At 53.5% G+C, this 19,511-nt stretch carries 20 protein-coding genes; 12 read left to right on the forward strand and 8 right to left on the reverse strand.

Annotated features, from left to right (window positions below; genetic code table 11):
- Positions 1 to 38 precede the first annotated feature (38 nt).
- The 4 genes from fimI to fimB all read right to left on the reverse strand — a co-directional run bounded on the left by fimI (position 39) and on the right by fimB (position 3,351).
- On the reverse strand, positions 39 to 575 hold the full coding sequence (fimI, locus tag AC3EMD_RS04230; RefSeq protein WP_012967260.1) for a type 1 fimbrial minor subunit FimI: 537 nt from the start codon (positions 573 to 575) through the stop codon (positions 39 to 41).
- Positions 576 to 645: 70 nt separating this feature from the next.
- Positions 646 to 1,194 (reverse strand): type 1 fimbrial major subunit FimA, encoded by a 549-nt coding sequence (gene fimA / locus AC3EMD_RS04235; protein WP_008806380.1) that lies wholly within the window; start codon positions 1,192 to 1,194, stop codon positions 646 to 648.
- 480 nt (positions 1,195 to 1,674) lie between these two features.
- Entirely contained in the window at positions 1,675 to 2,283 is a 609-nt protein-coding gene (gene fimE, locus AC3EMD_RS04240; RefSeq protein ID WP_012540621.1) for a type 1 fimbria switch DNA invertase FimE, read from the reverse strand.
- A gap of 462 nt (positions 2,284 to 2,745) precedes the next feature.
- Positions 2,746 to 3,351 carry a type 1 fimbria switch DNA invertase FimB gene (gene fimB / locus AC3EMD_RS04245; protein ID WP_012967261.1) on the reverse strand — a complete coding sequence of 202 codons (606 nt, stop codon included), beginning with the start codon at positions 3,349 to 3,351 and terminating at the stop codon, positions 2,746 to 2,748.
- Positions 3,352 to 3,595: 244 nt separating this feature from the next.
- Between fimB and AC3EMD_RS04250 the strand changes: the two genes are divergently transcribed.
- The gene (locus tag AC3EMD_RS04250; protein ID WP_153242724.1) at positions 3,596 to 3,793 is read left to right on the forward strand and encodes a hypothetical protein; all 198 of its coding nucleotides are present in this window, start codon (positions 3,596 to 3,598) and stop codon (positions 3,791 to 3,793) included.
- Between the two features lie 410 nt (positions 3,794 to 4,203).
- Here the strand turns inward: AC3EMD_RS04250 and AC3EMD_RS04255 are convergent, their stop codons facing one another.
- A complete protein-coding gene (locus AC3EMD_RS04255) occupies positions 4,204 to 4,449 on the reverse strand; it encodes a hypothetical protein (protein WP_008806377.1) in 246 nt (81 codons plus the stop codon).
- Positions 4,450 to 4,798: 349 nt separating this feature from the next.
- Here AC3EMD_RS04255 and yehD point away from each other — a divergent pair, with 349 nt between their 5' ends.
- The 5 genes from yehD (at position 4,799) to AC3EMD_RS04280 (ending at position 10,675) form a co-directional block, all read left to right on the forward strand.
- Positions 4,799 to 5,341: a fimbrial protein YehD gene (gene yehD / locus AC3EMD_RS04260; RefSeq protein WP_008806376.1), complete on the forward strand. Its 543-nt coding sequence runs from the start codon at positions 4,799 to 4,801 to the stop codon at positions 5,339 to 5,341.
- A gap of 61 nt (positions 5,342 to 5,402) precedes the next feature.
- Positions 5,403 to 6,086, forward strand: a complete 684-nt coding sequence (locus AC3EMD_RS04265) for a fimbria/pilus periplasmic chaperone (RefSeq protein WP_012540626.1) — start codon at positions 5,403 to 5,405, stop codon at positions 6,084 to 6,086.
- A 12-nt stretch (positions 6,087 to 6,098) separates the two neighbouring features.
- Positions 6,099 to 8,579: a fimbrial biogenesis outer membrane usher protein gene (locus AC3EMD_RS04270; protein WP_063105723.1), complete on the forward strand. Its 2,481-nt coding sequence runs from the start codon at positions 6,099 to 6,101 to the stop codon at positions 8,577 to 8,579.
- 12 nt (positions 8,580 to 8,591) lie between these two features.
- Positions 8,592 to 9,581: a fimbrial protein gene (locus AC3EMD_RS04275; protein WP_012967263.1), complete on the forward strand. Its 990-nt coding sequence runs from the start codon at positions 8,592 to 8,594 to the stop codon at positions 9,579 to 9,581.
- Positions 9,582 to 9,718: 137 nt separating this feature from the next.
- Entirely contained in the window at positions 9,719 to 10,675 is a 957-nt protein-coding gene (locus AC3EMD_RS04280) for a nickel/cobalt transporter (protein WP_032691458.1), read from the forward strand.
- Here the strand turns inward: AC3EMD_RS04280 and AC3EMD_RS04285 are convergent.
- Positions 10,672 to 11,178: a MarR family winged helix-turn-helix transcriptional regulator gene (locus tag AC3EMD_RS04285; RefSeq protein WP_012540630.1), complete on the reverse strand. Its 507-nt coding sequence runs from the start codon at positions 11,176 to 11,178 to the stop codon at positions 10,672 to 10,674. The genes AC3EMD_RS04280 and AC3EMD_RS04285 overlap by 4 nt on opposite strands.
- An 81-nt stretch (positions 11,179 to 11,259) precedes the next feature.
- On the opposite strand from AC3EMD_RS04285, the gene AC3EMD_RS04290 reads away from it, so the two are divergent.
- A complete protein-coding gene (locus tag AC3EMD_RS04290; protein WP_012540631.1) occupies positions 11,260 to 12,156 on the forward strand; it encodes an EamA family transporter in 897 nt (298 codons plus the stop codon).
- A 95-nt stretch (positions 12,157 to 12,251) separates the two neighbouring features.
- On the opposite strand, the gene AC3EMD_RS04295 is transcribed toward AC3EMD_RS04290, so the two are convergent.
- A complete protein-coding gene (locus tag AC3EMD_RS04295; RefSeq protein ID WP_002916131.1) occupies positions 12,252 to 12,461 on the reverse strand; it encodes a YdgH/BhsA/McbA family protein in 210 nt (69 codons plus the stop codon).
- 705 nt (positions 12,462 to 13,166) lie between these two features.
- On the opposite strand from AC3EMD_RS04295, the gene mrkA reads away from it, so the two are divergent.
- The 5 genes from mrkA (at position 13,167) to mrkF (ending at position 18,705) form a co-directional block, all read left to right on the forward strand.
- Positions 13,167 to 13,775, forward strand: coding sequence for a type 3 fimbria major subunit MrkA (gene mrkA / locus AC3EMD_RS04300; RefSeq protein ID WP_008806369.1), 609 nt, complete (start codon positions 13,167 to 13,169; stop codon positions 13,773 to 13,775).
- A gap of 95 nt (positions 13,776 to 13,870) precedes the next feature.
- A complete protein-coding gene (gene mrkB, locus AC3EMD_RS04305; protein ID WP_012967265.1) occupies positions 13,871 to 14,572 on the forward strand; it encodes a type 3 fimbria chaperone MrkB in 702 nt (233 codons plus the stop codon).
- Positions 14,573 to 14,583: 11 nt separating this feature from the next.
- Positions 14,584 to 17,070: a type 3 fimbria usher protein MrkC gene (gene mrkC / locus AC3EMD_RS04310; protein WP_012967266.1), complete on the forward strand. Its 2,487-nt coding sequence runs from the start codon at positions 14,584 to 14,586 to the stop codon at positions 17,068 to 17,070.
- Positions 17,061 to 18,056: a type 3 fimbria adhesin subunit MrkD gene (gene mrkD, locus AC3EMD_RS04315; protein WP_012540632.1), complete on the forward strand. Its 996-nt coding sequence runs from the start codon at positions 17,061 to 17,063 to the stop codon at positions 18,054 to 18,056. The genes mrkC and mrkD overlap by 10 nt, the downstream gene beginning before the upstream one ends.
- Before the next feature lie 13 nt (positions 18,057 to 18,069).
- On the forward strand, positions 18,070 to 18,705 hold the full coding sequence (gene mrkF / locus AC3EMD_RS04320; RefSeq protein WP_012540633.1) for a type 3 fimbria minor subunit MrkF: 636 nt from the start codon (positions 18,070 to 18,072) through the stop codon (positions 18,703 to 18,705).
- Between the two features lie 35 nt (positions 18,706 to 18,740).
- Here mrkF and mrkJ read toward each other — a convergent pair whose 3' ends face one another.
- Positions 18,741 to 19,457: a cyclic-di-GMP phosphodiesterase MrkJ gene (gene mrkJ, locus AC3EMD_RS04325; RefSeq protein ID WP_032731214.1), complete on the reverse strand. Its 717-nt coding sequence runs from the start codon at positions 19,455 to 19,457 to the stop codon at positions 18,741 to 18,743.
- Positions 19,458 to 19,511 lie beyond the last annotated feature (54 nt).

The raw sequence follows: 19,511 nt of genomic DNA on the forward strand, positions 1-19,511 counted from the left end.
GTCTGCTCACCGTGTTGTCCTGTTTGTCTGCGGATTAATTACTGATAGGTCAATGAGAACCAGGCCTGGGCGTTGGCCGCGCCGCCGGTGACCTGGCGTCCGGTCGCCCGATATTTGGCGACAAAATTGAGCGTCGTCGGTCCGCGGTAGAGCGGCACCCAGCGGTCGGGCGGACGATTGAGCGGCAGCTGCTGGCCCTGACTGTCGAACAGCGCAATGCCAATCCCGCTGGCGATCCCCGGGCCTTCGCCCACCGAGAGCACATCGGGATTTTTACCATCAGCCACGCCGTGAAATGCCACCCCCACATGCTGGCTGACTGCGGTACTGCAATCCTGTAAATGAATCGCGAAAGGGATCGGGTTACTGTCTTCGCCGACATCATGAAATCGGTTACTGCTGATCTGCCCCAGATTGACCGTCATCTGCCGATCGCCCGCTTCGACGCGGCAGGAACTCGCCATAATCAGGCCCTGAAAACGCATGCTGCCCCCAGGCAGCGTGACGTTCCACTGATTACCGGCCAGGGCCAGCGGGGGTAGTAGCAGCAGCAGACCTGATTTCATTCCCTGCATCGTTTCACTCCAGTTGGAAATAGAGAGCGGGCCCTCCTGGCCCTGATTGCCTCCCTGCGTGGATCGGGCCTTACTCGTATTGCACTTTGAACGTGGCATCCGCGTTCGCCGTACCGGCGGTCGCTGCGCCGGTCGCGTAGTAACGCGCCTGGAACGGGATGATGTTGGTGCCGTCATTCAGCGTGGTCGCGGCACTGAAGGTGGCCCCGTCCAGCGCCAGCGGCGTGCCGGTGCTGTCGAGGATCTGCACGCCAACGTTGGTTGCGCCGCCGGCGGCAGAGTTTTGCAGTGCCAGAACGGTGGTGTTGCTGCTGTCGATAGCGGTACCGGAGAAAGCGACAGAAGCTTTGGTCGCCACTGTGGTGTCGCAGTCATCCAGCTGAATGTTGAAACCGACGGAGGAGCTGGTGCTACCTGCGGTGGCAAGTTTCGCGGAACGCACCTGACCTAACTGGACGGTTTGATCGATAGAGCCGGCATCTACCGCACAGGCCGCATTGACGACTTCCCCTTTAAAATGCACTGTCCCGCCGTTGACCGTGGTGGTATCGGCCAGCGCCGCCGCGGAGCTCAGAGACAGGGCTGACACAACAACCATTGCCAGTGTTTTGATTTTCATACTGTTTTCCTTTGAACGATGTCGAAATAACGAACCGGATTGGCAGCCGATGTGCCTTCCAGGCATGTCAGATTTCAGCCGAGTAGTCAGGCTGCCGGCTCTGCACAGTTTTTACCCAACTGATGAGACAATTGGGGCCATTTTGACTCGTTGGGATAAATGATCTGTTTTTGGTTTTTTACTGGTTTATTTGTGGTTTTAAATTCTGTTTATTTGGCTTTTTGTGGGTATATAATCTGGGGTGGTGGGCGGGAGTGCAAAAGGAATAGCGATGGCGCTGGCGAAGGATCGCCGGTGCAACGGGAGTATGGTGGGAGAAAAGTGAGTGATTGCGTGATTAAAAATATATAATAATCAATAAACTATGATTTTTTCTGCAGAAATATAGCGCGGTGAGTTGCAAAACATTACAAAACATTTTTATGATATAAACAGTTTGGCCCCAATTGACCTGTTAGCAATTGATTTTATTGTATTAAATCAATCGCTTAAATCATTTTCCTTTGACAGGCCTTTTTCCTCTAAAAGATTATTTCTTTCCCAAATCCCGGCAAAACGCGCCGCATTGCTGGCAGTGTAGCGTACCGTGTGACGAATATTACGATGTCCCAGATAATCCTGTATCAAACGGGTATCTGTACCTCTTTCCGCCAGTTCATAGCCGCAGGCGTGACGCAGCATATGAGGGTGCGTGTGCGTAACGGTGCCCGCATTTTCACCGGCGGATCGAATAATACGATATGCCTGCTGGCGTGAGAGCGGCGTACCGCGACGAGAGATAAACAGCGCGTCGGTTTTTGCCGCCGCTTTCCAGCCGGCGCGGACCTGACTCCAGCGTTCGATTGCCTCGCGCTCATCAAAGCGCAGCGGATGAATAGTCGAAAAACCGTTCTTAAGCCGCCGCACATTGACCCGTCCTTCATGCAGATCCAGATCGTGATAGTGCAGATCCAGCAGTTCGCTGATGCGCATGCCGTGGCGAAAGGCAAGCAGGATGAGGCAGTAATCCCGTTCACCGGTTGGGCCCTGGCGAGCGGCCTGCATCATTGCCTGAACTTCTTTGGCGGTAAGAAAACGACGTCGGTTCACAATATTAGCTCCTGAAAAAAGGATGAATGACCGTCACGGCGAAACCTTACGCCATGACGAAAAGAATGCGTAATGCTAAAACGTTGTAGGGTGAAGTTGATTAACCACGAATAGATAGCACATTACATTGACTGATACTAAAAATATCGCCGGGCGATAATTCTTAATTTTAAAGATTTTAATCGTTGTCTCAATAGCCTCTCCAGATGTTATCGCCAGGTGCATAAAATAAAAGGATTTTTTCTGGCGCACGTTGTCATTAAAAAAACGGTGCGGAAATTTTACTCGAGCAATAAATAATTCGGTCAAATCCAGAATGAACGCAGGGTTAAATTGACGCGGAGCTGGCAGGAATAAATAAGAACTTGCGGGAACAGTAATCATAATTAACGCAGGGTTAATGATAATAAATGTTATAATTTGCGAGCAGGTTGCGAGACAACGCCATCCTTGGCGTCAAGGTTATTGGATCAAAGACGATCGCTGTTTGTCGCGCGTATTGTCCCAGATGCCATAGAAACGTCCCGCGTTGCTGGCGGTATACCAGACGGTATGGCGGATATTGCGATGCCCAAGGTAATCCTGGATCAAACGGGTATCGATCCCCATATTGGCCAGCGCAAAGCCACAGGAGTGACGCAGCATGTGTGGGTGGATCTCCAGCGGTAATCCCGCCAGATCCCCTGATGAGGCGATAATCTGATAAAACTGCTGGCGAGAAAGGGGATTACCTTTGCGGGAGAGAAACAGCCATTCGCTGGCTGCCTGCGGCCAGCTGCTGCGAATGGCCAGCCATCGCTTTAGGGCGTGGATCTCTTTCTCCAGCAACGGATGGGTAGTTGAAAACCCCTTTTTGAGTCGATGGATGTAAACGCAGCGGGCAGCAAGGTCGATATCCGATATTCGTAGACGGCAGATCTCGCTGGCTCGCAGACCGTGAATGAAGCACAGTAATGTCAGGCAATAATTCCGTGCGGCATAGAGACCGGTATCGGCGGCTTTAAGTAAAGACTCGATCTCATTCTGAGTCAGGAAGTTCCTTTTTTTTATATCGGCGTTATTCGTCATGGTTTTCCCTTTTATTGCAGGCATATTTTTCTCTTTCCAGGCCTGCGTCAGGTCATTGTTAAATTCGACTGCCTTTTTATTTTGAAACGGCGTGCTGATAACGTTTTAATCTCATACGAAAGCGTTTCACCTGGTGAAGGCAAAATCTGAATGCTATCGCTGAGTGAGCGTGCGGTATCATAGGCTATCTCCATCGCCACCGATAAGGCGCCGCAAGCTGAAGGGTAAAGAAAGGGTTAGCGGGTTGAAGTGGCGTCGCTTTCCTGGTGGTTTCCACGTCCTGTACATCCCTGATCCTCTTGATGATGCCCGCATGATGATGAAGGCGCGGGCTTCCGGCCGCGGCAAGGCGGCCATCAATGCCGTCATGATTTATTGCCTGCCTGCTGGACATCATTGCGCCAGCAAACCAACCTCCCGCGCCAACAACCTTCGGGAATAGCATGAGAAATTTCTCAGACAGAATACAACTCTGCATCGTCTGGATAGCATTCACTGCAAAACTACAACAGTGATTAAACCATACTGCAAAAAGCCTGGGGATAATAGCCATTGTCTGTATGAGGGCACTTTACGCTGTATTTCAGTAATTCAGTTTAATCTAAAGCATGTGGTCGAAGTGGAGTGGTATCAGGCACGGTAAGCGCTAGTGGCGGCGATATTAGTGGGCTGGAAAAAAGGGGGATATGATGAGGACCGGGATACGGTCTGAGGGGGGCGCGGGAATATTCTGCGCTATGCTAAGAATAAGGCGCATGCCACAAACGTCAGCCAGACAACTGAAGTATGAGGGGGCGTTAAAGGCTCCGGCGGCGGGAGGAATGACGTCCTGGAGACGCCAAAACCTCAGTTTCACCATTTTTCGTCACGTGCTTCCTGGCGACCTTCGCGGCGGTTTTCCCGTTTATCGTGACGGCAGCTGGCGTTGCTTTGATTGTTATTGCGGACGCATTCCTGCTTGGTATCACGACCTTGCTCGCGGCTATCCTGTCGGATATCGCGGGCGTCCTGGCGTTTGTCGCCACGCCAGGTCGCCTGCGCCGAAAACGATGGCGCCAGCAGCGCGACGCAGACCAGGGCAAGTAAGCCTCTTTTCATGGAGATGGCCTTCTGTTTTTATAAACACAATAAATAATTAGCAGGTAATTATAAAATTATCATATAGCTTAAGTGAGAATAGCACAAAATGCGTCGCTGCCAGCGATAACGTTGTTTTTTATTAAATGAATTCGTCGTTTCTGATGTCTATGTTTTTATTGTGTTTTAATGCGATATAAGCAACATAACTTTTGGATGAGTCGTAGATATAATGAATTATTTGGCTTGATATTAGTCAAGTGAATTAAATACGTCTGTTGTGAATGATTAAGTCGCGTGCAATATTTACCGCATGAGTTTTTTCTCATCTCATAAGCCAAATGGATAAACAAATAAAAGGAACTATATTATGAAGCGTTTAACTGTTGCTGCAGCAGTCCTGTCCACCGTATTTATGAGTGCCGGTGCTTTTGCGGATACTGACCAGGGTGAAGTTATTATCACCGGACGCGTTGTGGGAACCACGTGTCAGTTTCTTGATGGCAACAACTCTACCACTATTACGATGAACCAGGTCGGGCAGGAAAGTCTTGCAAGTCTGGGTGCCGGCGCCACCTATACCGGCATTAAAAACAGCACCACGGTGCCATTAAAATTAAAATGTACCGGTGCTGCGCCGAAAATCAGCCTGGCACGTAACCAGTTTGATACCACTTACCCGAACATTACGAAAAATACCGTAGCGGGTGGCGCATCCGGCGTCGGCTTTGTGGTGACTGCGAATGACGCCGAACTAAACGCCAACTCGCTGATTCCTCTTAATGGGGATCCTGATGAAAACGGTGTATATACCATTGATTTTTCAGCACAGTATGCGGTGGTGGCCGCAGGTAACGCTGTCACCCAGGGCGATGTTGAGTCAACCCTTACGCTGACCGTGGTAACCGAGTGATGCTGTCACCCGGCGAGACGCAGGGCGTTCGCCGGGTCTCTGTTTACATGGAGTGAAAGAGATGAAAGGATTCATTCTGCTGCTACTGACCTTTTTCATTATCCCCGCGCAGGCGGGTATTGTGATCTATGGGACGCGCGTTATTTATCCGGCCGGTAAAAATGAGGTGATGGTGCAGTTAATGAATCGCGGCGATCGCGGCGCCCTGGTACAGGCGTGGATCGACGACGGTAATACTTCCATTGCCCCGGAAAATATCCGCGTACCTTTTCTTATTTCACCGCCGGTGGTGCGCGTCAGAGCCAATACCGGGCAGCAGCTTAAAATAAAAGCATTATCCAATACGTTACCGCAAAATCAGGAAAGTTTATTTTATTTGAATGTCCTCGATATCCCACCCAATGCCAGCGTGAATGATGGTAAAAATGTGGTGAAATTTGCGATCCAAAATCGAATTAAGTTGTTTTATCGCCCGGAAGGTGTCGCTGGCGTTACGCAGGCCAGTTTTCATCATTTAGACCTGCAGCAAAAAGGTAAAAATGTACTGCTTAAAAATAACAGCGCAAACTGGATTACGATCCCTGAAATTAAAGTGAATAATGTGAAAGGAAACAGTAAAGCCATTATGCTGGCGCCATTTTCACAGCAAATGATCACCCTCAGTGGCAGCGTTGCCAGACAGTACAAAATAACTCTCATTGATGATTATGGAAATTATATTAGTGATAGCATCAGCGTAAAATAAAAAGAGGTGGTTATGTTAAGGATGACATCACTGGCCCTGGCAATTATTGCATCATTATTTGCTGAAGCCCTGGCGGCAGAAGAGACCTTTGATACCAACTTTATGTTCGGCGGGATGAAAGGGGTCAAAGACAGTCACTATCAGTTTACAGATGACGCACCGATTGCGGGTGAATATAACCTGGATGTGTATGTCAATAACAAGTGGCGTGGGAAATATGACCTGACAGTGAAGGAGCAGCCAGGGGAAAGCTGCTTGTCACACTCCCAGCTGCAGCAGCTCGGTATTAAAGCCGAGAGGCTGGACAAAAAGGATCTGGCACAATGCATCACGCTACGCGAGGCTGTGCAGGGGGGGAAATATCATTTTGATATCTCCACCCTGACCCTCGAGCTCACTGTCCCGCAGGCGTTTGTTAATGAGCTGGAGGCGGGCTATGCTTCCCCGGAAAGCTGGGACCGCGGGGTCAACGCCTTCTATACGTCCTATTATGCCAGTCAGTATTACAGCGATTATAAAAGCGCCGGGAATAACAAGAGTACCTTTGCCCGTTTTACCAGCGGTTTAAATCTCCTGGGATGGCAACTGCACTCTGACGCCAGCTATAACAATAATGATTCTGGCGCCGGTGAGTGGAAAAGTAACACCCTTTATCTGGAGCGAGGCTTCGGCGAGATAGAGAGTACGCTGCGCGCTGGCGATATGTACACATCAGGCGATATATTCGACACTGTGCGCTTTCGCGGGGTGCGCTTATATCGCGATATGCAGATGTTGCCCAACTCCAGACGCAACTTTACGCCGATCGTCCAGGGGATTGCGCAAAGCAATGCCCTGGTCACCATTGAGCAAAATGGCTTTGTCATTTATCAGAAAGAGGTGCCGCCCGGTCCCTTTGCCATCGCTGATTTACAGATGGCCGGCGGCGGGGCCGATCTTGACGTGAGCATCAGAGAAGCAGACGGGACGGTCACCAGCTATCTGGTTCCCTTTTCTTCCGTTCCCAATATGCTGCAGGCAGGCGTCTCGAAATACGATCTTGCTGCCGGACGCAGCCATATTGAGGGGGCCGATCGGCAGGCTGATTTTATCCAGGGGACCTATCAGTATGGTCTGAACAATCTGCTGACGCTGTATGGTGGTTCGATGCTGTCGAATCACTATTCGGCTTTTACCCTCGGGACGGGCTGGAATACCTGGCTCGGCGCTATTTCCGTCGATGCCACCCAGTCGCACAGCGAGCAGGATAACGGCACCTATGATGGACAAAGCTATCAGGTGGCTTACAGTAAATTCCTCACCCCAACCCAGACCCGTTTTGGCCTCGCGGCCTACCGCTATTCCAGCCGCGATTACCGCACCTTTAACGATCACGTGTGGGCGAAGAACAGAACCCACTATCACCGCGACGAAAATGATGTCTACGATATTGCCGATTATTATCAATATGATTTCGGCAGGAAAAATTCCCTGTCGGCCAGTTTGAGTCAGGCGCTTCCGGCGGGCTATGGCGCGATTTCCCTGAGCGCCCTGTGGCGCGACTACTGGGGAAAAAGCGGCAGCAATAAAGATTATCAGCTCGGCTACTCGAATACCTGGCAGCGGCTGACCTATACGCTATCGGCTAGCCAAACCTATGACGAATATCATCACCAGGATAAGCGATTTAATCTTTATTTCTCCATTCCGTTCAGTTGGGGGGACGACCTGACCGCGCCGCGCCGTCGGTTGAATCTGTCTAACTCCACCACCTTCGATAACAGTGGCTTTGCCTCCAATAACACCGGACTGAACGGCATTGCCGGCTCCCGCGATCAGTTCAGCTACGGCGTTAATCTCAGTCATCAGCAGCAAAATAATGAAACCGCTGCCGGGGCCAACCTTACCTGGAATGCCCCGCTGGCCACACTGAGCGGAAGTTACAGCCAGTCGTCAAACTACACCCAGGCCAGCGGAAGCCTGTCCGGGGGCATGGTGCTCTGGTCCGGGGGCGTCAGCCTGGCGAATCGGTTATCAGACACCTTCGCGATTTTGCAGGCGCCGGGGCTGGAGGGGGCTTATGTCAATGGTCAGAAATACCGCACCACTAACGGGAAAGGGATCGTGCTCTACGACAACCTCACGCCGTTCCGTGAAAACGCCCTGATGCTGGATGTGTCGGATTCCCACAGTACGACGGAACTGAAAGGCAACCGGAAAATGGTGGCTCCGTATCGGGGGGCTGTGGTGGTCAGCCACTTTGATACCGACCAGCGTAAGCCGTGGTTGATTCATGCCCGACAAGCCGCGGGTGAGCCGCTGCCGTTTGGTTATGAAATCGAGGATAACCGGGGGCAGAATGTCGGGGTCGTGGGCCAGGGCAGCTTATTATACATCCGCACGGATACTGTTCCGTCGACGCTGAAAGTGGCTGTTGATAAAGCAAATAATCAGTACTGCACGATCACCTTTAAACAAACCATTGATGAAGAGCAGACCTATGTCTGCCGGTAAAGGAATATTACGATGAGATGGCTACTGTTTCTGCTATTCACCTTCAGTACCTTTGGCGCCTGGGCGGGGAACTGCGACCTGAACACCAGTCATATCCAGAAAGGGATTGAGGGGTACGGTACCTATATTTTCAAACCCGTCACCCTCTCCGGTACTCTGGCGTTACGCGAAGGCACCTTTACCAATGATGACTGGCTGTTTGTTTGTCAGTCATTACAGAACGTCGTGATTACCCTGACAGGAGAAGCGCAGCACAGCACCGAGTATAATTTCCTGGTGGGCCACGAAAAATATAAAATTAAATTCGACCTGTCGCCGCATAATATTTCCGGCACCGATTTGACCGAAAAAATTCACTATAAATTGTCTGACATTTTTAATGATACCGCCTCGATTAGCTATGCCATCAGTAAGGGAGAGGTCGCAGGCAGGCCGGTGATCACCCCCGGTCAGCCCTTTACGGTAAGTTATAAACTCAATCTAAGATATTGTCAGAATAAGGATAAAGAGTGCACCGATATCCCCATTACCTATATTTATCATATCATTTTGCAAATCAACGTGATGACCTGTGGTTTTGAAAATCCGACGACGGAAATCAACATGGGTGAATATAATTTCATCGATATTAAACAGGGAACCGTAGCGTACCGCCCGGAGGTGATCTATATCGACTGCCGCCAGGGAGAGTCCGGTGTACTGGAACTGACGCCGGGCAAGATTGAGTACTCGTTCAGGAGCGCATCGGGACTGAAAAACGGCCAGGTGTTAGCTAACGATGAGGAATTATCTGCCACCGGCGCCGGTGAGGTCGGGTTCCATATTCAGGATGCCAGCGGGGCGGATATCCAGTATGACAATGGCTACCTGTACGAAACGCCTCAGGAAGCCGTGCACGGCAAAAACCCAATTACCCTTAATATCAAGCCAATGAAGTATGGCGAGAATATACGTACCGGGGAGATGAAAAGCCGGGTCATCATCGTGGTCAACAATAACTAACCCCGCTTTGCCTGTCGACGCCAGCCCAGGCTAATGTTATCTCTATCTGTCAGGGGGCATACCGCTTCCCCTGGCCGACAGGGCAGGCAAACGGTTCGCCGCCCGTTGAGATAAACTCTTTACGCAATGGCATAATGATGAATACTCCGATTGCGCAGCGCGACTGGCGCCTGCTGGCGGCCGGGAGCGGCGGGCTCCTTCTGCTGGTGGCCGGCATCATGTTGCACAGCCACTGGGGCGATTTTCTCCAGTGGTGCCTCGCCACCCAAATAACCTTACATCGCTATCTGGTGATGTATCTTTTACTGCTGAATAATCACCAGTACAGCGGCGGCGTCTGGCTGTTAGTGGGCGCCTTTCTCTACGGCGTGCTGCACGCCATCGGGCCGGGTCACGGCAAGTTTATCGTCACGACTTACCTGAGCACCAACCCGGAGAGCCTGATGGCGGCGCGGGTGGTGCCCTTTCTCGGCAGCCTGTTGCAGGGCGTCAGCGCCATCCTCTTTGTCTTTATTCTCGCGGTAGGACTGAATCTGGCCGCCGGCGATCTCAGCGCCAGCCGCTGGTACGTTGAGAAGATCAGCGCCCTGACCATCGGCGCCTTTGGAATTTACATTATCTTTCGCGCGCTGCAGAACCTGGGGCCGGGCAAGAGAGTGATTCGCGCCATGACGCCGGTGCATCAGCATGATGCCTCGTGCGGCTGCGGGCACCACGGCGTGGGGCACAACCTGCACGGCGCCGACTGGAAAACACGCCTTGGCGTGGTGCTGGCCATCGGCGCCCGCCCCTGCAGCGGGGCAATCATGATCTTGCTGTTCGCCAACGCGCTGGGGATTGTCAGCTGGGGCATCGCCGCGGTGATGACCATGGCGCTGGGCACCGGACTTTCGATCCTCGGTCTGTCACTGACGGTGCACTATGCCCGTCACCGTATGGCCAACAGGCTGACGGTGGGGAGTCGTCCGCGGCCCTGGCTGGTGCCGCTGGTGAAGATCCTCGGCGGGCTGGCGCTGATCCTCTTTGCCGCCGGGTTGTTTTTCACCGTGGTGCCGATCAGCGCCAACGGCGACTTTATCGCCGCCGGCTGTTAACGACTTTCCAGCAGGTGCATCAATACCCGTAGCGCCTGATCCAGTTGCAAGCGCTCGCTGTCACTGAGTCCTGCCAGCAGCTGCCGTTCATTATCGACATGCGTTTCCACCGCCTCATCGATCCGCTCACGCCCGACAGGGGTCAGGGCGACCAGCATACTGCGGGCATCCTCCGGGTTCGGCAGGCGGGTAATAAATCCGCGTTTCTCCAGCGCCTTCAGGCGATGAGTCATGGTGCCGGAGGTGATCATCAGCGTGGAGAAGAGCTGGGTCGGCGAAAGAGTGAAAGGGGGGCCGGCGCGGCGCAGCGTCGCCAGCATATCAAACTCCCAGCGCACCAGATCGTGGCGCGTAAAGGCCACTTCCACCTGCGGCTCCAGCAGCATGGCGCATCGTTTCAGGCGGCCTATCGGTCCCATTGGGCTGCAGTCCAGATCCGGTCGCTCCCGCTGCCACTGGGCGAGAATGCGATCCACGGCGTCGATCGCGGGTGATTTGTCCATCAGTGCTCACTTGTCTTGATATCAAGATACTTGTCGGTACATACTTCAGTCACCAATTTAGCTTGAAGTGAAGATAAAATCATGGCTTTTCTCTCACGTAGTCTGATGATCGACTTACTGCTCACCGCGCTGGCGCCCGCTATCTGGGGGACGACCTATATCGTCACCTCCCAGTTCCTTCCTCCCGATCGGCCATTTATCGCTGCGCTGCTGAGGGTGTTGCCGGCAGGCATCGCCCTGCTGATCTGGAGCCGTCGTTTCCCGCAGCGCGGCGAGTGGGCAAAGCTTATCGTTACCGGCATTTTAAATATCGGCGCTTTCCAGGCGCTGCTGTTTATCGCTGCCTATCGCTTACCCGGTGGACTGGCGGCGGTGATTGGCGCGATCCAGCCGCTGCTGGTGATGCTCCTCGCCTGGTGCGTTGATCGGCAGCGCTCGCCCTGGCTGGCGGTGTTCTCCGCCATCGCCGGTATACTCGGTATGGCCATGCTGCTGCTGTCGCCGCACACCGTCCTCGACCCGCTGGGGATCGGCGCGGCGTTTCTCGGCGCGATCAGTATGGCGCTGGGCACCTGGCTCTCCCGCCGCTGGGCGCTCTCCTTGCCGATTGTCGCGTTGACCGGCTGGCAGCTGGCGATTGGGGGAGTGGTGCTGGCCCCGGTGGCGCTGATCGTTGACCCCCCTCTGCATCAGGTGACAGCGCTGCAGGTCGCAGGCTATCTGTGGCTGTGCGTCGCGGGCGCCATGCTGGCCTATGGCCTGTGGTTCCGGGGGATTGGCCGCCTCTCGCCGGTGGCGGTGTCGGCGATGAGTCTGCTGAGCCCGGTGACCGCCGTGGTGCTGGGATGGATTTTCCTTGGACAAAAGATCCAGGGGATGGCGCTGGTGGGGTTGATCGTGGTGCTGGCGAGCGTGCTGTCTATCCAGCGCGCGCTGGCGCGCCAGGCGGCGGGAGCAAAAACGAAAAAAGCCCCATAACGGGGCTCGACATTGCTGCGTGCGGGGTGGGCGGCGGGAGCCAGACCAGCCACCCGCAGGCGGCCTGTCCGGCAGCTCCCTCTGCAACCATTCGCTTATTTAGACAGCTCGGCGGTCATATGGACCTGGTTGCCGGTGTACGCTTCGGTGATGTGGTAGGAAGCGCCTTGTTCTTTCGCAATGGTCGCGATTTTCGCTTCTGCGCTGTCCAGGGTGTCGGCAGTCACGCTCACCGGATGCGCGAAGCTAGCAAAAGAAACCAGGGAGAGCATACCGGCAGCGGCGAGTAATTTTACGTTTTTCATGGTGTTTGTCCTTTTAACTTTTATGGTGGAAAGCGTGTTTGCTTTCGATGGACTTATAATAAGTCTGCTAACTATAACGCGCGTTGCAAAAAGTGCGATTTAGATCACATTTTTATGGCGGTTTGATGGCGGAAATATGAACGTTTATCGATTTTTTAATTTAAAAACAATGGATTAATGATTTGTTTCTGGAAGGGGATATCACATGGGCTGCCCTTGTTCAGGGAGAGGAATGCGCCTCATTCATGCTTTCATCATTCGTTGTATGAATGGTTTGGTGCTGTTTTCACCAACGCAAAGGCAGATTCAGACTTATCGCGATGGCCTTCCGAGGGCTTTTTCTGCATGCTGTTGCGCTCACTTTCTCTCGCTCTGGCGTTAGGCTTGCTGCGCTGTAAACAACCACCCTCTCGTTTTCATCTATCAATGACTGTTTATTAATAGTCGATGGTTATCTGTTATATAACTTAATGAAACGTGAACAAATGTATATTTGTCGGCGAATAAATAGCATTCTTTGACGCCGATAGCACCAGCGAACTGATATTTTTAAGTTCGTTACCTGACGCCTTAAATATTGCGGCTCCCGGTCAGTCGAAGATTCTATTAGCAGTGGCATAAATCAGCATCGCCTGATGTTTCTGGTTCTATGCGAATTCACAGTGTGCTCATTGATTCGTAATTCACTCTGACAAGGAAATGGCAATGAAAAAGGTTCTTCTCTCTGCAGCAATGGCAACCGCGTTTTTTGGCATGACTGCTGCCCATGCAGCTGATACCAATGTTGGCGGCGGCCAGGTTAATTTCTTCGGTAAAGTTACCGATGTATCCTGTACTGTTTCTGTTAACGGCCAGGGCAGCGATGCGAACGTTTACCTGTCTCCGGTAACCCTGACTGAAGTTAAAGCGGCAGCAGCGGATACTTATCTGAAACCGAAATCTTTCACCATTGACGTCTCTAACTGCCAGGCTGCTGACGGCACCAAACAGGATGACGTAACCAAACTGGGCGTGAACTGGACCGGCGGTAACCTGCTGGCTGGCGCAACCAGCAAACAGCAGGGTTACCTGGCGAACACCGAAGCTTCCGGTGCCCAGAACATCCAGCTGGTGCTGTCTACTGACAACGCCACCGCGCTGACCAACAAAATCATCCCGGGTGACAGCACTCAGCCGAAAGCAAAAGGCGATGCTGCTGCTGTAGCCGATGGCGCGCGCTTCACCTACTACGTTGGTTATGCGACCAGCGCACCGACCACAGTAACTACCGGTGTGGTCAACAGCTACGCGACTTACGAAATTACCTATCAGTAATTCCGCCAGAAAATAAAACTGCCCCGCTCCGGGGCAGTTAATAACAATAATAAAGCGGCGATGTCCGCCGCTTGTATTTTTATTCTGAGGTCAGCATGAAGCGTATTGCCCTTTTTTTCTGTTTCATTTTTAGTTTTGCGGCCCATGCCAACAACATTATTGTTAACGGTACCCGCTTTATTTATCCAGGAAATGAAAAAGAAATAACGGTACAGCTTTCAAATAACGCCGACCGTCCGGCACTGGCGCAGGCCTGGCTGGATAATGGCGATGCCGATGCCACACCGGATACCATTACCACCCCGTTTATTATCACCCCGCCGATCTCGCGCGTTGACGCCAAAAGTGGCCAGACGCTGCGTATTAAGCTCGGCAGCAGCGCCGGTCTGGCGAAAGATAAAGAGACATTGTGGTGGCTGAATCTGCTGGAAATTCCACCGGTAGTGGCCAATCAGAAAAATGAAGGCCAGAACGTGCTGCAGCTGGCGATCCGTTCCCGCTTTAAATTTATTTACCGCCCTGCCGGACTGGGCAACCGCGATGCGGCGGCCGAGAAGCTGACGCTGACTGCCAACGGCAGCAGTCTCGCCATCAATAACCCGACGCCGTTCTACATTACCGTCAGCCGTATTTCCCGCGACGGCGGTAAAGCCCTGAACAGCAAAACCGTGATGCTGGCGCCGCAGTCCAGCCAGACGGTAGCACTCTCCTCCGCCGTCAACCGCGGCGAAACCCTGACCGTTAACAACATTAATGACTATGGCGCCGATGTCGCAGTGAAAGTGGCCGTTAAATAAGGGAAAAGCTAATGAAGCAGAGGTCATTCTGCCCGGGAAGATTAAGCACCGCGATAGCCATCGCGCTGTGCTGCTTTCCGCCATTTTCCAGCGGACAGGAAAACCCGGGAACGGTATATCAATTTAACGACGGCTTTATTGTCGGTAGCCGCGAGAAGGTCGATCTGTCTCGCTTTTCGACCAGCGCGATTACTGAAGGCACTTACTCCCTTGACGTCTACACCAACGACGAGTGGAAAGGGCGCTACGACCTGCGCATCGCGCGCGACAAAGACGGTAACCTTGGCGTTTGCTACACCAAAGCGATGCTGACGCAGTACGGCATCGCGGCGGAAAAGCTTAACCCAAAGCTCAGCGAACAGGAGGGGTACTGTGGTAGCCTCAAATCCTGGCGTAACGAAGAAAACGTCAAAGACAACCTGGTCCAGTCCTCCCTGCGGTTGAACATTTCGGTGCCGCAGATCTATGAAGATCAACGTCTGAAAAACTATGTCAGCCCGGAGTTCTGGGACAAAGGCATTACTGCGCTCAATCTGGGCTGGATGGCCAACGCCTGGAACAGCCACACCTCTTCGGTCGGCGGCTCGGATAACAGCAGCGCCTATCTTGGCGTCAACGCCGGCCTGTCGTGGGACGGCTGGCTGCTGAAGCACATCGGCAACCTGAACTGGCAACAGCAGCAGGGTAAAGCGCACTGGAACAGCAACCAGACCTATCTCCAGCGCCCCATTCCGCAGCTCAACTCCATCGTCAGCGGCGGTCAGATTTTTACCAATGGTGAATTTTTCGACACCATCGGTCTGCGTGGGGTCAACCTTTCCACCGATGACAATATGTTCCCGGATGGCATGCGCTCGTATGCCCCGGAAATTCGCGGCGTGGCGCAGAGCAACGCCCTCGTCACCGTGCGCCAGGGCAGCAACATTATCTATCAGACCACCGTTCCGCCCGGGCCGTTTACCCTGCAGGATGTCTATCCTTCCGGCTATGGCAGCGACCTTGAGGTCTCGGTGAAAGAGGCGGATGGCTCGGTGGAAGTGTTTAGCGTGCCTTACGCTTCCGTCGCCCAGCTGTTGCGCCCGGGAATGACCCGCTACGCGCTCTCCGCCGGTAAAGTGGACGACAGTTCTCTGCGCAACAAGCCGATGCTCTATCAGGCCACCTGGCAGCACGGGATCAACAACCTGCTGACCGGCTATACCGGGGTCACGGGTTTCGACGACTATCAGGCCTTCCTGGTGGGGACCGGGATGAACACCGGCATCGGCGCGCTCTCCTTTGACGTGACCCATTCGCGGCTGAAGAGTGATACCCATGATGATTCGGGGCAGAGCTATCGCGCCACCTTTAACCGCATGTTTACCGATACCCAGACCAGCATCGTGCTGGCGGCGTATCGCTACTCGACGAAAGGTTATTACAACCTCAACGACGCGCTGTATGCCGTCGATCAGGAAAAAAACAGCCGCAGCAACTACACCCTGTGGCGGCAGAAAAACGGCATGACCTTCACCGTGAACCAGAACCTGCCGGACGGCTGGGGCGGGTTTTATCTGAGTGGCCGTATCTCCGATTACTGGAACCGTTCCGGGACCGAGAAGCAGTATCAGGTCAGCTACAACAACTCATTTGGTCGTCTCTCCTGGTCGGCGAGCGCGCAGCGCGTTTACACGCCAGACAGCTCCGGTCATCGCCGCGACGATCGTATTTCACTTAACTTCAGCTACCCGCTGTGGTTTGGCGATAACCGCACCGCCAACCTGACGTCGAACACCTCGTTCAACAACTCGCGCTTTGCCAGCTCGCAGATTGGTATCAACGGTTCGCTGGACAGTGAAAACAACCTTAACTACGGCGTGTCGACCACCACGGCCACCGGCGGCCAGCACGACGTGGCGCTCAACGGCAGCTACCGTACGCCATGGACCACGCTCAACGGCAGCTACAGCCAGGGCGAAGGCTATCGTCAGAGCGGCCTGGGCGCCAGCGGGACGATGATCGCCCATAGCGGCGGCGTGGTGCTCTCGCCGGAAAGCGGCTCGACGATGGCGCTGATTGAAGCCAAAGACGCTGCCGGCGCCATGCTCCCGGGGTCGCCGGGCACCCGTGTGGACAGCAATGGTTACGCCATCCTGCCGTATCTGCGCCCGTACCGGATTAACGCCGTCGAGATCGACCCGAAAGGTAGCCTTGACGATGTCGCCTTCGATCGCACCGTGGCGCAGGTTGTGCCGTGGGAAGGCAGCGTGGTTAAGGTGGCGTTCGGCACCACGGTGCAGAACAACCTCACGCTGCAGGTGCGCCAGGCGAACCATGAGCCGCTGCCGTTTGCGGCGAGTATTTTCTCTCCTGATGGTAAGGAGATCGGCGTTGTCGGCCAGGGCAGCATGATGTTTATCAGCGATGCGAATGCCAAACGCGCGATTGTGAAGTGGAGCGGCGGGCAGTGTTCGGTGGATCTGGGACCGCAAACAACAAAGGATAGCGTATGTCGCTGAGGAAATTACTAACGCTTTTTATCGTCTTAATGGCGCTGGGAACCACCTCGTCCTGGGCCGTCTGTACGCGCCTTTCTTCGCCAACGGTGATGCTGGACATGGTGGTGGGCAGGGTGGTGGTGCCTCCGGATCTGCCGGTGGGGTCGGTGATCCTCACCCGCGACTGGACGATGAGCGCCCCCGGCGGCGCGAGCTATCGCTGTACCTCCGGCACCAACCGCTTCGCGGCGAAGATTGTTGCGCCAGGGGCCACTGATCTCGGGAATAAAATCTATTCCACCAACGTGCCGGGTATCGGCATGCGTTTCAGCCGCGGCGGCGCGACGGTCAATATCGTCTATCCCGACGTCTTTTCGTCTCGGGTATCGGGTACCACCAACTATTCGCTGGAGGGATCGCGCTTTACCCTGGAGATAATCAAAACCGCGGCAACCACCGGCAGCGGCACCCTGGCAACAGGGAAATACACCTCCTATGACTGGGAGAGCGGCGGCAACCCGATCCTCGAAACCTATCTGAGCGCCAACGCCATCACCGTGGTCTCGCCCTCCTGTACGGTGATGAGCGGGAAGAATATGAATGTCGATGTGGGCTCCATCCGGCGCAGTGACCTGAAAGGGGTGGGCACTACCGCGGGCGGGAAAGATTTTAATATCGATCTGCAGTGCAGCGGCGGCCTGAGCGAAACCGGGTATGCCAACATCAGCACCTCGTTTTCCGGAACGTTGGCTACCAGCACGACGGCGACTATGGGCGCGTTGCTCAATGAAAAGGCCGGTAGCGGTATGGCAAAAGGCGTCGGTATTCAGGTACTGAAGGATGGATCGCCGCTGCAGTTTAATAAGAAATACACCGTTGGCCGCTTGAATAATCAGGAGATCCGCTACATCACCATACCGCTGCACGCGCGCTTTTATCAGTATGGCCCGACGACCAGCACCGGCGAGGTGGAGTCGCATATGATCTTTAACCTGACGTACGATTAATACGGGAGGGGGAATGAAGGGATTGCCGAAACACACTATCGCGTGGCTGCTATTCTGCGGCAGCCTCGCCGCCCCCTCGGCGTGGGGTTTCGAGACCAATTATGACCGCGGACGGGTCGAATTTGCCGGGCGGGTGACGGATATTTCCTGCAGCGTCGCGCTGAATGGCGGTCAGCATGCCGGCAATGGCAACGTCTGGCTGGCGCCGGTCAGCCTGGCGGAAGTGCACGATCGCGGGGCCGGGGCGTTTATGAAGCCGCAGCCATTTACCCTGGCGCTGTCAAACTGTCAGTTGCGCCATGACGGTGGGGCCGCCTCGCAGGACGAAGTGCGACGGGTCAGCGTTCGCTGGATTGACGGTTTTTTACTGACGGCGGTCGGGAATGAGAATGCGGGATATCTGGCCAATACCTTGCCAGATGGGGCGCAGAATATTTATCTGGCGCTGTCGACCAATGATAATAATACGCTGGATAAAAGTAATAAAATTGTCCCGGCGGACCCGCAGCAAAATCAGGTGCATTTGCAGGAAAACGCGGTCAGCGGTGGGCTGTTCACCTATTACGTGGGCTACGTTTCGCCAACGCCAAAAAGCGCCACCAGTGGGCCGATTACCAGTTGGGCAACGTGGGAATTAGTTTATAATTAAGCAATGCAAAAAAGCCGGAGAATCCCCGGCTTTTTTTATCGGGTAATATCGTCAGCAACCAGTTGTTCAATACTGACTTCCTGCCAGTAATGGCCCTGAATGGCAAACCATTCCATTCCCTGCAACCATTTTTTATGGTCTTCGCTTTCCACCCCCTCAATAATCACGTTGTGATGATTGCGGGATAAAAAGGTCACCAGGGCATCCATTAACTGGCGGCCTGACTCTTTGCGCATCAGATGCCAGAAAAAATCTTTATCAATTTTGACATAGTCAAAATGATACCCTCTGATGGCGTTAATCCCCGCATAGCCTGAGCCGAAGTCATCGAGCCACAGCGAGGTATCTTGCGGGTTTTGCCAGGCGGCCAGGGAATTATTGAGAAGATTCTCAGCGTTTTCGGTCACTTCGAAATGGACGCAGGTGAGTGCGGCAATTTTATCTTTTATTTCCTTCTGACGCAGCAGATTCAGGATATGGTCGTCGACGTTAATCGTGGCGGAAATGTTGTTGTGTAAAAACCATTCTTTATGTTTTTCAATCAATGCCAGTTGCTCGAGAAAAATACGCTCACGAACCGCCGCGGTAGCATGACGAAAAAAATACTCAGGAGAGACGGTAAGATTATCGAAGCGGCTCAGGCATTCAACCGCGACTAAGGTACCTTGTGGGGAAAACATTTTCTGAAAGACGTAGCGTACAGCGATATCATTACGAGATAAAATGTTGTCTTCGGTTATTTTAGTGTTCATTATCCCTCATCACGAGGTTAGTCAGACAATAGGCAGAGGATACACTAATTATAG

Source organism: Klebsiella sp. PK18, assembly GCF_057784655.1.

Coding starts and splice junctions, on each gene's coding strand:
- fimI (WP_012967260.1), bottom strand. CDS start 575: ATGCAGGGAATGAAATCAGGTCTGCTGCTGCTACTACCCCCGCTGGCC.
- fimA (WP_008806380.1), bottom strand. CDS start 1,194: ATGAAAATCAAAACACTGGCAATGGTTGTTGTGTCAGCCCTGTCTCTG.
- fimB (WP_012967261.1), bottom strand. CDS start 3,351: ATGACGAATAACGCCGATATAAAAAAAAGGAACTTCCTGACTCAGAAT.
- AC3EMD_RS04255 (WP_008806377.1), bottom strand. CDS start 4,449: ATGAAAAGAGGCTTACTTGCCCTGGTCTGCGTCGCGCTGCTGGCGCCA.
- yehD (WP_008806376.1), top strand. CDS start 4,799: ATGAAGCGTTTAACTGTTGCTGCAGCAGTCCTGTCCACCGTATTTATG.
- AC3EMD_RS04265 (WP_012540626.1), top strand. CDS start 5,403: ATGAAAGGATTCATTCTGCTGCTACTGACCTTTTTCATTATCCCCGCG.
- AC3EMD_RS04270 (WP_063105723.1), top strand. CDS start 6,099: ATGTTAAGGATGACATCACTGGCCCTGGCAATTATTGCATCATTATTT.
- AC3EMD_RS04275 (WP_012967263.1), top strand. CDS start 8,592: ATGAGATGGCTACTGTTTCTGCTATTCACCTTCAGTACCTTTGGCGCC.
- AC3EMD_RS04280 (WP_032691458.1), top strand. CDS start 9,719: ATGAATACTCCGATTGCGCAGCGCGACTGGCGCCTGCTGGCGGCCGGG.
- AC3EMD_RS04285 (WP_012540630.1), bottom strand. CDS start 11,178: ATGGACAAATCACCCGCGATCGACGCCGTGGATCGCATTCTCGCCCAG.
- AC3EMD_RS04290 (WP_012540631.1), top strand. CDS start 11,260: ATGGCTTTTCTCTCACGTAGTCTGATGATCGACTTACTGCTCACCGCG.
- AC3EMD_RS04295 (WP_002916131.1), bottom strand. CDS start 12,461: ATGAAAAACGTAAAATTACTCGCCGCTGCCGGTATGCTCTCCCTGGTT.
- mrkA (WP_008806369.1), top strand. CDS start 13,167: ATGAAAAAGGTTCTTCTCTCTGCAGCAATGGCAACCGCGTTTTTTGGC.
- mrkB (WP_012967265.1), top strand. CDS start 13,871: ATGAAGCGTATTGCCCTTTTTTTCTGTTTCATTTTTAGTTTTGCGGCC.
- mrkC (WP_012967266.1), top strand. CDS start 14,584: ATGAAGCAGAGGTCATTCTGCCCGGGAAGATTAAGCACCGCGATAGCC.
- mrkD (WP_012540632.1), top strand. CDS start 17,061: ATGTCGCTGAGGAAATTACTAACGCTTTTTATCGTCTTAATGGCGCTG.
- mrkF (WP_012540633.1), top strand. CDS start 18,070: ATGAAGGGATTGCCGAAACACACTATCGCGTGGCTGCTATTCTGCGGC.
- mrkJ (WP_032731214.1), bottom strand. CDS start 19,457: ATGAACACTAAAATAACCGAAGACAACATTTTATCTCGTAATGATATC.